Below are 13,629 nucleotides of genomic sequence, written 5' to 3'. Positions count from 1 at the left end.
TTACTCCATCTGCCTATCCAGAGTCGCCACGCAATTTCTGCCATTTCTTTTCGCAGCATAAAGCGCTTTATCTGCATGCGCATACAAACGTTTGGTGGTTTCATTTCTGCCTATTTCCACCACGCCTACACTCACCGTGACCGGAATTTCAATCTTTTCAAATTCGAACTGACAATTTTGAATGTGGGAACGTACTTCCTCTCCTACCTCTTTCGCCGCCGACAGAGAAGTTTCTGGCAAAATAATCGCAAACTCCTCCCCTCCGACTCTTGCAAAAATTTCGTCTTTGACGAGTAAGTGAGAAACCAAATCAGCTAACGTCTCTAAGACATAATCCCCCGCATCATGACCACGTTTATCATTGATGACTTTAAAAAAATCTAAATCAAATAATAACAACGCGGAGTGATAATCCGGAGCTTGGGATTTAATAACTTCTTCTGTGAGCTTTTCGAAAAAGACACGTCGATTGTAGATGTTGGTAAGAGCATCAATTTGGCTTTGATGGCGAAGAAGGGTTTCAACTCGGTGGCGATTGGAGATGTTACGTGTAAGAATAAGGACAACGCGACGACCTCGGTATTTTATAGCGAGTGGGCAGATCTTGCCTTCGTAGTATAGGTCGCCTCTTGGCCCACTGTTAGCATCTATTCCCTGAATGCTGTCGGCGCACATCTTGTACTCGATCGTCACAATACTGTCTTGTTTCAGTGACCGATTTATCTGTTCGATAAACCAGTCAGCTTTATCTTTCTCAAGTACGCTGTGCAGCGTCTCACCTATCAAATTACTTCCATCGTGATAGGCTTTTTTATCTGTTCCTCCAAAAACATCAATATAGATACCATCTTCACTCAGAATAAAAGTGGGGTCTGGCATTCCGGATAACACGTCTTGCGCATGTTCCAAGGTGAATTGCATATAGGGAGGTTCCTAGCATTTGTATCTAAGTAACCCAATCGCTTCCAAGTGTGTTTCCACATTGGGGAATAGGAGCGAATGGGGCATATGTCTATTATCTAATATAGACAAATTTTAAATACAATTGAGTTTATAAAAACCAAGTGGGCAATATAATGAACCAGGATCAATAGAATGGTTAATTAGCGCTAAAATAGTCGACCATTTGCATATTTTTTACCCATATGCAAAAGATGTCTCAACTCAGATACAAAAAACGCCAAACAGCTAGGCTATTCGGCGTTTTTTAAGAATTGGGAAAATGACTCGTTACACGGCGGTTTGCTTAATCTGCTCTACAATAGCTTTCAAACCATTACCACGTGACGGGCTTAAATGGGAGACAAGCCCCAGTTGTTCAAAATAAGCATCAATATCAAATGCTTGAATTTGATCGGCCGTTTTACCGTCATAAGCTGCCATTACCAAGGCAATCAACCCACGGACGATACGCGCATCAGAGTCCGCACAAAAATGCCAAACGCCATCTTGCTCTTGGCTCACTAACCACACCAAGCTTTCACAACCCGAAACGGTAACTTGTTCTGATTTCAGCTCTTCTGGCATTTGTGGCAGCTTTTTACCCCACTGAATAACCTGACGGTAACGATCTTCCCAGCCTTTAAATTGCTGCATAGTCGCTACAATGTCTTCGCTGGTGATATCTGTACCAAATGGAGAAACGGGAAAATCTGTCATGATGCGCTCTTCTTCTAGTTTACTTCTTATATTTTGAAATCAACTTCTCAACGATTCGCGATACCGCGACAAAGCCAAACGTTGCAGTTACAACAGTCGCCGCACCAAAACCGCTAGCACAATCCATACGTTTTGGGCCTTCCGCTGTCGACTTCACACCACACACAGAACCGTCTGCTTGAGGATACTTCAGCTGCTCGGTTGAAAACACGCAATCAATACCAAACTTACGAGCCGGATTCTTAGGGAAGTTATGATGACGACGCAAGGTGTCTTTGATTTTCTTCGCTAGAGGATCTTGGATCGTTTTCGTTAAATCAGCGACCATGATCTGCGTTGGGTCAACCTGACCACCAGCACCACCAGTGGTGATCACTTTGATCTTGTTGCTGCGGCAATACGCCAACAAAGACGCTTTCGCTTTTACGCTGTCAATGGCATCCAACACGTAATCAAACTCTTTGCTTAAGTACTCATGTTGATTGTCTGGCGTGATGAAATCATCAATCAGGTTGACTTTACACTCTGGGTTGATCAATTTGACACGCTCGGCCATCACTTCAATTTTGCTTTGGCCAACGGTGCCCGTCATCGCATGAATTTGGCGGTTAATGTTCGTGACACAAACATCGTCCATATCAATCAGAGTTAGCTCACCGATCCCCGTACGAGCCAGCGCTTCCACCGCCCATGAACCTACGCCACCAATACCAATCACACAAACGTGTGCAGCGCGAAGAATGTCCACTTCGCTGTTGCCATAAAGACGACGAGTGCCGCCAAAGCGTTGATTGTAGCTGTCAGATGCTGGGGTATCGAGTTCACGCATATTGAAGTCCAGATGATCGATAGAAAAACAAAGAGTGCGATTTATACGCACTCTTTGATGAAATGTCTAGATAAGAGAGTGTTCCTCTCTCTTGGACGACTATTGTAGCTTTTCTGGCGGTAAAGCCCAAGGCGCTTGAGTTGGTGAGTTTTCTAACCCAAGTTTCCACACTCGACCAAAATGCTTGTAGTGCCCTGCTTCCGTTCCTGCTCTCGCACCAATGCCATGATACAGATCCAAATGGTTTTGTTTTACCGCACCACCAGTGTCTAAAACGATCAGCATTCGCAGTTGATGCGCACCGCTCCACGTACCATCGGCATTCAACAGCGGCACTTCCGCCAAGATTGGCGTACCCATTGGTAAGATAGAACGGTCACCCGCGACGGCGGCCATTGGCAACAACGGAATACCAGCCGAGCCTGTTACTGGCGCTTCTGCTTTTGGCGCAAAGAAAACGTAAGAAGGGTTTTGCTCCAACAACTCGCGCACTGTCGCATCGTCGTTGTCCATCACCCACTCTTTAATCGCTTTGAGAGACATTTTTTCACGCGGCACTTCACCACGTTCAATCAAAATTCGGCCAATGCTGACGTAAGCTTTGTTGTTTTTACCCGCGTACGCAAAGTACTCCAACGTATCATCATCTTCAAAATGCACATAGCCACTGCCCTGCACTTCCATCATAAATGGGTCGATACGATTAGGCGCGTAACCTAGCACCAAACCTTGTCCATCTAGTGCTCCATTGTAGATCTCCGCGCGAGTCGGACAATCTGATGAGCAGTTTGGCTTGCCATAAACTGGGTACTTAAAAATGTCGTTTGGTGTATGACGCAGTTCCATCACGGGAGAGAAGTATCCGGTAAACAACACATTACCTTTTTTATCACCACCACCCAATTGCGCGGCTTGAATGCCAAACGCACTTAACGCACTGGTATCTCCGCTCTGTTGCGCCCACTCACTTAATCGTTGATATAGCGGTTGGTACATCTTCGCCATGGATGGTGACTTTATCACCACTTGCTCAGCTTGCTTGTTAAATTCAGTAAAATCGCGTGGTTTGTTAGACTCAACCACATCCACTTGATTGAGGAGCTGAGGAAACTCACCATCAAGATATTGCTGAGCACGTTCATTTTGTTGAGCACAGCCAAAAAGTAGGCTCAAAGAGATAATAGGAAGGAGTTTTTTTAACACGTGTCTTTTCCGTAAAAGAGAATAGCAAAAGGATGGCAAACAAATGCATACGGTGCAATTGAAAAGCAACGACAAAATGTTTCAACGCTAAGCCAATCCGTTCACTCGTTGTGAATTCATTCAGTTAATGCAACATGATAGCAGCGGAAGAATTACGGAATTGTCCGGATTATGTTTGGAAGTAAAATTTACTGATTGAGAGATGAAGTTGTGATCATCCATGTGACTAACAGACGCAAGGGCTTTCAGCTTAAAAGATAATGATAAAAACGACTATCTTACCGCAATCCTTGCTCGCCCCTCTAAACGGAATACAGGTAGATAATGAGCATTGGCATCCAGCTTCATTTCTGCATGCTGCTTACCCACAAAATTGAAGTGCCGCTCATTTGAACCCACTCGATATGAAAACGAATCCCCATCGAATTCAAAACTGGTCGCCACTGTCGAACCATTTACGGTAACACCGCGCTCACTCAACACAAATTCTTCACGAGCATAAGGCGCAACATCTTGCTCAACCCAGCGACCATAAATTGTCGATTTAGGAATGGGCGGATTAATGGTTCGAGTAATCAAATCACTATACAGCATGCACACGACAACGGTTCCAACTATCGCTATAAGCATGAGAGAACGCTCTAGCCACTTACGAAGCATTGATTTAGATGACGTTTTTGACAGATTTGAAGCAGTGATCGCAGCATTCTTATTAACAGCAGAAGACATGAGGTTCACGTATTGAGAAAAGACGCGCTCATTGTAACTCTCCCCTTCAACGGGACCAAGAACCTACCTCAATATGTTTGTGCTTTATTCCAAAATTTCACCTTGCCATCAAATGAATAAAAAGGCATTATTTTAACATAATTAAACAAAGGAATGGCTGTGGTGAAAATTCGTAGTACTGCTCTCGTAAAAGGATTCCGTCAATCAACACCTTATGTCAATGCTCACCGCGGAAAAACCATGGTGATCATGCTGGGCGGAGAAGCCGTCGCACACAAAAATTTTGGCAACATTATTAATGATATCGCACTCATGCACAGCCTCGGAATCAAAGTCGTGGTGGTGTATGGTGCACGTCCTCAAATTAATCAGCTGCTAGAAAAACAAGACCTCACTACGCCTTACCACAAAAATATCCGCATTACGGATGAATCGGCTTTATCTGTTGTTATGCAAGCTGCCGGACAACTTCAGCTTGCGATTACTGCGCGCCTATCAATGAGCCTCAACAATACTCCGATGGCAGGTACCCAGCTCAATGTCGTTAGCGGAAACTACATCATTGCTCAACCACTCGGCGTTGATGATGGTGTGGACTATTGCCATAGTGGACGTATTCGCCGCATTGACACCGATGCTATCAACCGCACTCTTGATCAAGGCTCTATTGTGCTACTTGGGCCCATTGCGAGCTCCGTGACTGGCGAGTGTTTTAACTTACTTTCTGAAGAAGTCGCGACGCAACTGGCGATCAAGTTGGGCGCAGACAAACTGATTGGTTTCTGTTCAGAACAAGGTGTCATTGATGACAACGGCAATGCTGTCGCCGAGTTGTTGCCAATAGAGGCGGAACATGTCATCAAGACGCTCTCTGAAAATACGTCTCCTGACCTAGATTACAACACTGGGACACTACGCTTTCTTAAAGGCTCTATTGCCGCTTGTCGTGCCGGAGTGCCTCGTAGCCACTTGATCAGCTATAAAGTGGATGGAGCCTTAATTCAGGAGTTGTTCTCTTTCGACGGTATCGGAACCCAAGTTGTTATGGCGAGCGCTGAGCAAGTGAGGCAAGCCAATATTGACGATATTGGCGGTATCTTAGACCTCATTCGTCCTCTAGAAGAACAAGGCGTACTCGTTCGTCGCTCTCGAGAGCAGCTAGAACAAGAGATTGGAAAATTTACCATCATCGAAAAAGACGGCTTGATTATTGGCTGTGCTGCCCTTTATCCATACCCAGAAGAGCGTAAAGCTGAGATGGCTTGCGTAGCGATTCACCCTGACTATCGTGATGGAAACCGAGGTTTGTTACTGCTCAACTACATGAAACATCGTTCTAAATCCGAAACCATTGATCAGATTTTTGTCCTCACGACACACAGTCTGCATTGGTTCAGAGAGCAAGGTTTTTACGAAGTCAGTGTCGACTATTTGCCCGGAGCCAAACAAGGGCTATATAACTTCCAGCGTAAGTCAAAAATCTTAGCGCTAGATTTGTAGCTTAACCTTAAATCAGGAAGAGAAATTTAAGGTTCCGCTATACCAACACCTCAAGGTGCGGGATTCAGCTCATTGACGCTCAATCCCACACATCAAGTTTGTTTTGGAGTAAAGCCTCACATAAACCCTGCTTCGAGCTAGTGAGTCATCATGTAAACACCAACTTAGAAATGCGCAAACCATTGCTTAATTTTCGTTCCAATTTTATCTTTTAAATATACATTTGGTTGGCTATACTCTGCTCGCTAGTGATTGGTTTTTAACCAATACGAATGGATCTAGGTGATGTAATGTAGCCTTCACCCTAAAATACTGGGCAATTGAAAAACTAGTTAGCTCCGTATTGCACACCAAGGACAGTTGTTAATCTGACTTTAAATAAGCCGAGACGAGCACTGTTATGAGAACAATCATTTGTAATTCGCTTCAAAGCTTCTGGGATATGGCTGACAATCAGTTTTTAGAAGGCCTAGACGTCCACTGTGTTTTCCCCGTAAATGACGCTGTCCGAGATTTTATTCTTGCTTATCAACAGCAATACAAAATACGCAGCGTGTCTTTTACCAATGCGTTTGCAAAACATGCATAAAAGAAGACCGAGCCATAAGCTCGGTCTTCTTTTACGTACGTAATCAATTCAAAACAAAATCATAGCCAACAAAGATACAAAAATAGTGACTACGATAAAGATTAAAATAGTCCAGTACACTACCCCAATACTTATGAACCACTTTGGGCAAACTCTACGAATATCTGTTAGCTCTCTTTTTTTGGCCAACTTAGGAAATGCAACTGCGGCAACAAGGGCTAATCCATGTATTAAGGCCCCAAAGTGACATCCAGAAACTAAAGCAAGCTCAATATCTGTATAATGCTCACTAGTGTACGCATAGCGCTTTACTTTTTGCGGCGTGATAACAATAAGCAAAATACCTACTATCAGGTACCAAAAAACTAACAAAGCACCTGCAACAAAAAATGTAATAAAAGAAACTTCTAATAACTGCAAACTTCACCGACCTTCTATTCCAGCTCTCAAGTAATAGACATCCAAACCACCATTGAGGCTAAAGTGATCATAGCTAGCAGCAATAAAACGCTTATATAAATACGGCAAAGTCCGATGAATAGACCGGAGCAAACTTGATGAACATCAGCAAAGCCCCTTCTCTTCGCCAAAGTTGGTAAAGCGACCGCCACAACTAAGCCTACACCATGAATTACAGCACCAAAGTGAAAACCTGAGACTAAAGCTAACTCTACTTCTGAATAATGTTTCGGATTAAAAGCAAACCGCTTCACCTTTGGTGGTATAAAAAATATAAAAATTGCTCCGATAATAACGAACCATAAAAACGCGCCTCCTCCGGCGATAAAGAAGGTTAGAAAAGACGAGTCGAGCAAACTCATATTCAGTTGCCTTTGATATGCGAATGAGAAAGGAGAAATATACCTTTAAGGAAGAATATTACTCAATAGCAATCCATTTTTTCATGAAAACGAAATGGCGGATATAAGACCCGCCACAAAGAATCATCTTCGAAAATGTCACAATCACAAGTAAAAATTAATTCGTAAGCCGCTGTACTAATCCACTCGCGCGAGCCGTTTTCACCTTAATGCCTCGCTTCAGAACGTTGAGTTCGGCGTAAAGAGCTAAACGCTTTTTCGCGCGGGTAATGCCTGTGTAAATCAACTCACGAGTTAATATAGGGCTAAAGTCTGGTGGCAAAATCATCAGGGTGTAATCAAATTCACTGCCTTGCGATTTATGGATGGTCATGGCGTAAGCCGTTTCATGTTCAGGCACTCGGCTTGGCAAGACCGATTTCACACTGCCGTCAGGTAACTCGAAAAAGACTTTCAAACGCGGTTCTTCTTCACTGTCATCGAGCATGCAAATACCGATATCACCGTTATACAAACCTAGACCATGATCATTACGCGTAACCATGACAGGTCTGCCGTGATACCAAATTTCATCCTGAACTTGAATTAACTTGCGCGCCGCGAGCGATTTCTCGATGCGTTGGTTTAGCCCAGCCACACCAAAATCACCTTCACGGATCGCGCACAGCAGTCGGCATTGGTTGAAGGTATCTAACACCGCTTTGGCTTTGTGCGTTAGCGACTCTGGCTCTCCGGTTTTAGGATCGATTTCCTGTTGTCCAATGCGTTTGAGGTAACGACCGTATTCCTGCACCAACGTCTGCATCATTTGGTTGTAATGTTGACTACTTAGCGCGAAATGTTCGATATCGGAAAAGTCACGCGCCCAGACGTTATCTACGCTCGCAGCAGAACCAGAGTTAACCGCTTTTGCCAACTGACCAATGCCTGAGCGAGCGTCAAATCGGTAGCTCTTTTGCAGCATACATAAACTATCAGCAATGCTAGATGCACTGTTACCTGTATGGGCTAAAGTATCGAAACCCGTCAGTTTTGCGATGGCTGACGCCTGCTCTTTGCCATAACCCAATGCATGGAACGAACAGATATCACCCAACACTGCCCCTGCTTCAACTGAGGCAAGTTGGTCTTTATCACCTAGCAAAATCAGCCGCGCATGTTTCGGTAAGGCATCGACCACTTTGTACATCATTGGCAAATCGACCATCGACGCTTCGTCGATAACCAAAATATCCAAATGCAGTGGATTTTGTTTGTTGTGACGAAATTCTGCGCTATTAGGAATCGCGCCCAGCAATCGATGCAAGGTGCTCGATTCAGTCGGAATTTTGGCTTTTAGCTCCGGAGAAACTGGCAGTTCTTGCACTGCTTTACCAATGGACTCGGTTAATCGCGCCGCCGCTTTCCCCGTCGGGGCCACCAGCTTGATGGTTAGATTTTTCTCGTGCGTCGCCTGTTCAATCAAAGCAGCAAGCAATTTGGTTACTGTCGTCGTTTTACCCGTACCTGGGCCACCAGAAATCACAGCAAATCGACGAGTTAACGCAACCGCCGCCGCGACTTTTTGCCAGTTCACACAAGCTGAAAGTGGCACCAGCTCATCCAGTTGCTGCAAATCCTGAACCTTGCGCGCATTGCTAAGCACGGAATCAATGGCGTACCAATCCAACGATTCGCTTGCGACCACATCAAGGTGGTCACACACCAATTGTTGACGCAACACTTGGTTGCTGCTTCCCGCTTCTACTGCTTTGCCTAACGCGTTAAACAGAGAATGGTATTGGCGTGCAAACAAATGGTTGAGCAACTCGGATAATCGCGAAAACTCTTGCGCTTGCAAGTTAACTGCGGCGCCCAACTGATTAAGCTTTTCCGCCAGTGTCACTTCATAATGCCAATAGCGGTGCAGATACAGACGCTCACCATCGAACATCAGCGGCAAGGCTTCTCCTTGCGCGCCAACCACGCTGGAATTTTGTAATACTTCAATCCAGTCTATGCCTTGCAACTGTGTGTTGAGCGCCAATGCCGACTCACCAAACAGCCCTAGCTTACTGGCTAAATCCGTAGATTGCCCTTGTGCATCGAACAGAGACAGACAGATATGTCCTTTGCCAAGCTCACTACTGACAACACCCGCGATAAACGCCAATGCTTGGTTGTCAGGCTGTTCATCATTAGTTTGAGAATCAATAAAGCAGGCGAATTGGTAGTCGAGCTGACGAAGCGCGCCTTTGTGCGCCAAGCGTTCCAACACTACCAATAGGCTATCTTGGTCAGAATGAAGATTGTGATTTGTCGTCATTAAAGTAGCTCCATCTGCCCGGCTTGAGTTGAGCGCGTTTCAAGTACTTGACCATCAATCAAACGATCCATCTCTTGTAAGAACTCTAAGGTTGGTTTCGCGGCAAAAATGCCGTGGTCACTCTGCCCATCCATGCCGCGCAAGAACAAGTAATACACGCCACCGAAGTGCTGCTCATATTGATAATTCGCCAATCGGCTGCGTAGGAAACGATGCAGTGCTAACGCATAAATCTGATACTGCAAATCGTAGCGGTGATCCGCCATGGCCGATTTCAGAGCCTCACCATGGTAGTGCGTCACATCATCGCCAAGATGATTCGATTTCCAGTCAAGCACGTAGTATTTACCTTGATGTTCAAACACCAAGTCGATAAAACCTTTGAGCATGCCTTGCACGGTTTGGAAACCTAAATCCCCCGCTTTCGCCGACAACGGATCGTGACGTTGAATGACTCGGTTTAACGCCGGTGCAGACAACACTTCAATCGGCAACAAAAATTCCATCTCCACCAAACGTTGCGACGGTGCTTTTTGATTCAGCAGCAAAGACTTACCATCCAACGGCGTTGCGAGTACGGTATCAATCAATTGTTGTAAAATGGGCAACCACTCTTCATCGAGCTGTTCGCTTTCCATCAAACCAAGGATGATTTGTGTATTCTCTTCAGTAGTGGCTGGCTGAGTAAATTCAATTTCCTCAAACAAGCTGTGCAGGAACGTACCCGGACGCGCACCACGAGGGAAGGTAAAAATAGAGCGCTCTGGCTCCACCAAATCCGCTTCGTCTTGCTCTTCAGATGAGTCGATATCAAAACCCGTAATCTCAATCGTGGCATCATGCTCGGCGTGATGAGAGCCTTGCTTGACCAAGCCAGAATAACTGGTGATGCGCCAGTTTCTGTCGATAGGGTTTTGCAGTTCTTTCGCGCTAAGATCGTGTATTTCTTCTTGTGGCGCTACGTACTTCTCTTCGAGTTGCTGCGGCGGTTCGGCCACAACGACACAATCAAGCTCGTCTTGTTGCTTTGTTAAACCTTGGTGCAAATCGTTGATGCCACCTTCTTGACCATTTTGAATCAAATAGCCAATCGCACTGCGGTGTACACCAGTTGGCTCTTTGGTCGAACGGCCATTGCGCAAAGGTGAGGCACCGATAAAACACGCATACACAGCACGCGTTAGTGCCACGTATATCAAGCGTAAGTCTTCCGCCAAACGCTCTTTATCCGCTTGCTTCATGGACGCATCGTTGCCAGTGATATCCAGTACCGTGCGGTCATTGGCTGCATCGTAATATTTGGCTTCACTGGCTTCTCGATAGCTGAACACAAACGGCAGAAATACGAGGTCATACTCCAAGCCTTTTGATTTGTGAATAGTTACGATCTGCACTAAGTTACGTTCCGATTCTAAACGTTGGATTTGGTCATCACTACCACCCAAACCGTTTTCCGCATCACTGATAGACTGAGCGAGCCAACGCAGCAGACCGTGGTCGCTATCCAGTTCATTACTGGCTTGTTGAAGCAGTTCACCGATGTGCATTAAATCGGTAAGTACTCGCTCACCATTCTCACCCTGTGAACTCGCACCTTCTTCTAGTAATCGCTCGGCAATATGGCGTTTGCTGATCACCGCGCGTAACATCGGCAGCACACCACGCTGAACCCAAAGTTTGCGATATTCTTTGAATTCGTTTACGGCATTTTCCCACACCACTTCATCGTTATTAAGCGCATCCAAACTTGCTGCATCGAGGGCAAACAGCTCAGAGGCAAGACTTGCACGCAGCGCACGGTCATTTTCTGGAGTCAGCACCGCTTGCAGCAAACGCTGTAGATCCTGCGCCACCGAACTGGTAAACACACTGTCTCGGTTAGACAGGTACACACTGGCAATGCCTTGGTCTGCTAGCGCTTGTTTGATCATTCGACCTTCACTACCTGTTCGAACCAACACCGCGATATCGCCCGCTTGAACCGCTTTCTGTTTTTCGCCATTCACCAGACACGCTTGCCCCTGTTGAGCCTGCGTCAAAATAGTTTGGATTTGGCTTGCGGTCGCCTCTGCCATTCGAGTCAAATACTCGACTTTTGGTAGCGGTTTATCGTCCGCTTCTTGCAACCAATAAGTCAGCGCGGGTTGCGTTTGGCCACCCATAGTCCAAATGCGTTTTTCGGCATTGGGACTGTACTTAACGGGTAAGAACGGAATATCCGAATCATAGATAAATGGACTGTCTGGCAAAGCAAATACTTGGTTTACCGCCTGCACCATATCGGCACTTGAACGCCAGTTGGTTCCTAACGTGTAGTGGGCACTTACTTGGTTACGCGCTTTGATGTAAGTGAAAATGTCTGCGCCACGAAAGCCATAAATCGCCTGCTTGGGGTCACCGATCATAAACAAACCACATTCCGGGGTGTTCAGATAAATACGGCTGAAAATACTGTATTGAAGCGGGTCAGTATCTTGGAACTCGTCAATCATTGCGACAGGGTACAAAGTACGAATACGCGCCGCTAAAAGCTCGCTTTCGTCCGTATCGATAGAAGCAGAAAGTTGCGTCAGCAAATCATCGAAAGAGAGCCACTGTTTTTGATTTTTCGCATTGGCCAGCATCACACGACAATGCTCAATCGCATGCGCAAGCAGTGGCGCTTTTAAGCTGATTGGATTGGCAAGAAATGTTTCAATGGCTTCAAATACCGCATGCTGCGGCGCACTGCCTTTCGGTGTTTTTTCCAACAAGACGTTTTGCGCGAATTTCTCCAGCTTGTCTGGATAATCGTAACCTGTGGTTTCCGTTGCCGCCCAAGCATTCACCGCCTCCAACCACGTCGGCAGAGACTTTTTGGTGTAGCTGCGTTTGTTAATATCTGAATCTGAAATCAGCGTGAAGAAGTCATCTTGGCTTTCTCGCCACTGTGCTTTTAATTCATCAATTTTTTTCAGATTTTCAGTATGAAGATCAGCCAAACTGCCTTTCATTGCAGGAACAGAAAGGCTTAACGGCGCACCGGTTAAGTAATTGCTGATGTCAGACAACAACGCAGATGGAGAGCTCCATAGCTGGCGAATTTCCCCAGCCAAGGTAAATGGTAACGGGTAGAAATTGCGACGCCAGTAATCGGCTACAACTTGCGCTTTTAGGTGACTTTCATCGGTCACAAACTCGTTGTTAAATCGGCTGCCAGATTCAAACGCATTTTGCGTTAGCATACGTTGGCAAAAACCGTGAATGGTGTAGACCGCCGCCTCGTCCATCTGACGCTCTGCCTGCAATAAAATTTCTGCGGCTTGCTTGTGATCGTCAAACTCATTAAGCAAAGGTTGGATCACCGGGTCGGAACTCTGTCCACGCGCAAACGCGATTCGCGCATCATGGATTCTTGCCCTGATACGATCGCGCAATTCCGCAGTTGCCGCTTCGGTAAAGGTTACAACCAGAATTTGGTCGACCGTAAGCGGTACGCGATGTCGAGTTTCCGCGCTGCCATGACCAAGCAAAAGACGCAGATATAAACCTGCAATAGTGAAGGTTTTACCTGTACCTGCTGATGCCTCGATTAACCTCGTACCATGCAGAGGAAACGTCATCGGTTCTAGTGGCGTTGGTTGAGGTTGCTCTGTGCGGTCTAACGTATGTAGAGGACACTCTGCACCTGACATTTGATCCATAACGCTGAATCTCTCCGGATTATTTACTAGGACGTATCACCTAATAAATGTGATCTATAGTTAAAAATTCTATTAATATGTTTAACAAGTTGGATAATTTAGAGCTTTGTGAGATCTTTCTCACGGTTATCCATAAGACGTACCGTTAGTATGCGCCCCACGAGATAAGCCAAACCTTTTTGGCGGCACAACTCAAATGAATTAAACAAAAGTATCATGGTCCCTCTGACCTTGTGGCCGTACAGCGAACGCCCTACAAAAAATAATGATTTTCTGGCGGCCACCCTACTCTTCCTTATCTTTATCCAACT

The 13,629-nt window shown here is 45.6% G+C and carries 11 protein-coding genes; 2 read left to right on the top strand and 9 right to left on the bottom strand.

Translation table 11 applies throughout. The features are described 5' to 3' along the window. From CBX98_RS14345 to CBX98_RS14320, 5 genes are all read right to left on the bottom strand, one after another. The gene (locus tag CBX98_RS14345; RefSeq protein WP_046874992.1) at window positions 1-921 is read right to left on the bottom strand and encodes a GGDEF domain-containing protein; all 921 of its coding nucleotides are present in this window, start codon (window positions 919-921) and stop codon (window positions 1-3) included. Between the two features lie 309 nt (window positions 922-1,230). Then, on the bottom strand, window positions 1,231-1,659 hold the full coding sequence (gene csdE / locus CBX98_RS14340; RefSeq protein ID WP_109169576.1) for a cysteine desulfurase sulfur acceptor subunit CsdE: 429 nt from the start codon (window positions 1,657-1,659) through the stop codon (window positions 1,231-1,233). A 19-nt stretch (window positions 1,660-1,678) separates the two neighbouring features. Continuing rightward, window positions 1,679-2,488, bottom strand: a complete 810-nt coding sequence (tcdA, locus tag CBX98_RS14335; protein WP_005380241.1) for a tRNA cyclic N6-threonylcarbamoyladenosine(37) synthase TcdA — start codon at window positions 2,486-2,488, stop codon at window positions 1,679-1,681. A gap of 99 nt (window positions 2,489-2,587) precedes the next feature. After that, on the bottom strand, window positions 2,588-3,691 hold the full coding sequence (gene mltA, locus CBX98_RS14330; protein ID WP_109169574.1) for a murein transglycosylase A: 1,104 nt from the start codon (window positions 3,689-3,691) through the stop codon (window positions 2,588-2,590). Between the two features lie 273 nt (window positions 3,692-3,964). Then, window positions 3,965-4,420, bottom strand: coding sequence for a DUF2850 domain-containing protein (locus CBX98_RS14320; RefSeq protein ID WP_005380234.1), 456 nt, complete (start codon window positions 4,418-4,420; stop codon window positions 3,965-3,967). Between the two features lie 162 nt (window positions 4,421-4,582). Here CBX98_RS14320 and argA point away from each other — a divergent pair, with 162 nt between their 5' ends. Together argA and CBX98_RS14310 are read left to right on the top strand one after the other, a co-directional pair. Continuing rightward, a complete protein-coding gene (gene argA, locus CBX98_RS14315; RefSeq protein WP_012841478.1) occupies window positions 4,583-5,920 on the top strand; it encodes an amino-acid N-acetyltransferase in 1,338 nt (445 codons plus the stop codon). Between the two features lie 400 nt (window positions 5,921-6,320). After that, window positions 6,321-6,509 carry a hypothetical protein gene (locus tag CBX98_RS14310; protein ID WP_074191720.1) on the top strand — a complete coding sequence of 63 codons (189 nt, stop codon included), beginning with the start codon at window positions 6,321-6,323 and terminating at the stop codon, window positions 6,507-6,509. A 48-nt stretch (window positions 6,510-6,557) separates the two neighbouring features. Here CBX98_RS14310 and CBX98_RS14305 read toward each other — a convergent pair whose 3' ends face one another. The 4 genes from CBX98_RS14305 to recB all read right to left on the bottom strand — a co-directional run bounded on the left by CBX98_RS14305 (window position 6,558) and on the right by recB (window position 13,309). Continuing rightward, window positions 6,558-6,929 carry a hypothetical protein gene (locus CBX98_RS14305; RefSeq protein WP_109169570.1) on the bottom strand — a complete coding sequence of 124 codons (372 nt, stop codon included), beginning with the start codon at window positions 6,927-6,929 and terminating at the stop codon, window positions 6,558-6,560. A 26-nt stretch (window positions 6,930-6,955) separates the two neighbouring features. Then, complete coding sequence (locus CBX98_RS14300; protein WP_109169568.1) at window positions 6,956-7,330, bottom strand: hypothetical protein; 375 nt, start codon at window positions 7,328-7,330, stop codon at window positions 6,956-6,958. 157 nt (window positions 7,331-7,487) lie between these two features. After that, the gene (gene recD, locus CBX98_RS14295) at window positions 7,488-9,635 is read right to left on the bottom strand and encodes an exodeoxyribonuclease V subunit alpha (protein WP_109169566.1); all 2,148 of its coding nucleotides are present in this window, start codon (window positions 9,633-9,635) and stop codon (window positions 7,488-7,490) included. After that, the gene (gene recB / locus CBX98_RS14290; RefSeq protein WP_172605972.1) at window positions 9,635-13,309 is read right to left on the bottom strand and encodes an exodeoxyribonuclease V subunit beta; all 3,675 of its coding nucleotides are present in this window, start codon (window positions 13,307-13,309) and stop codon (window positions 9,635-9,637) included. Before recB ends, recD begins: the two co-directional genes overlap by 1 nt. Window positions 13,310-13,629: the final 320 nt, after the last annotated feature.

The sequence above is a fragment of the Vibrio sp. T9 genome, assembly GCF_003123985.1.
Lineage (GTDB): Bacteria > Pseudomonadota > Gammaproteobacteria > Enterobacterales > Vibrionaceae > Vibrio > Vibrio diabolicus.
The sequence above is the reverse complement of the archived record's forward strand: the minus strand, read 5'-3'. Positions and strand labels throughout refer to the sequence as shown.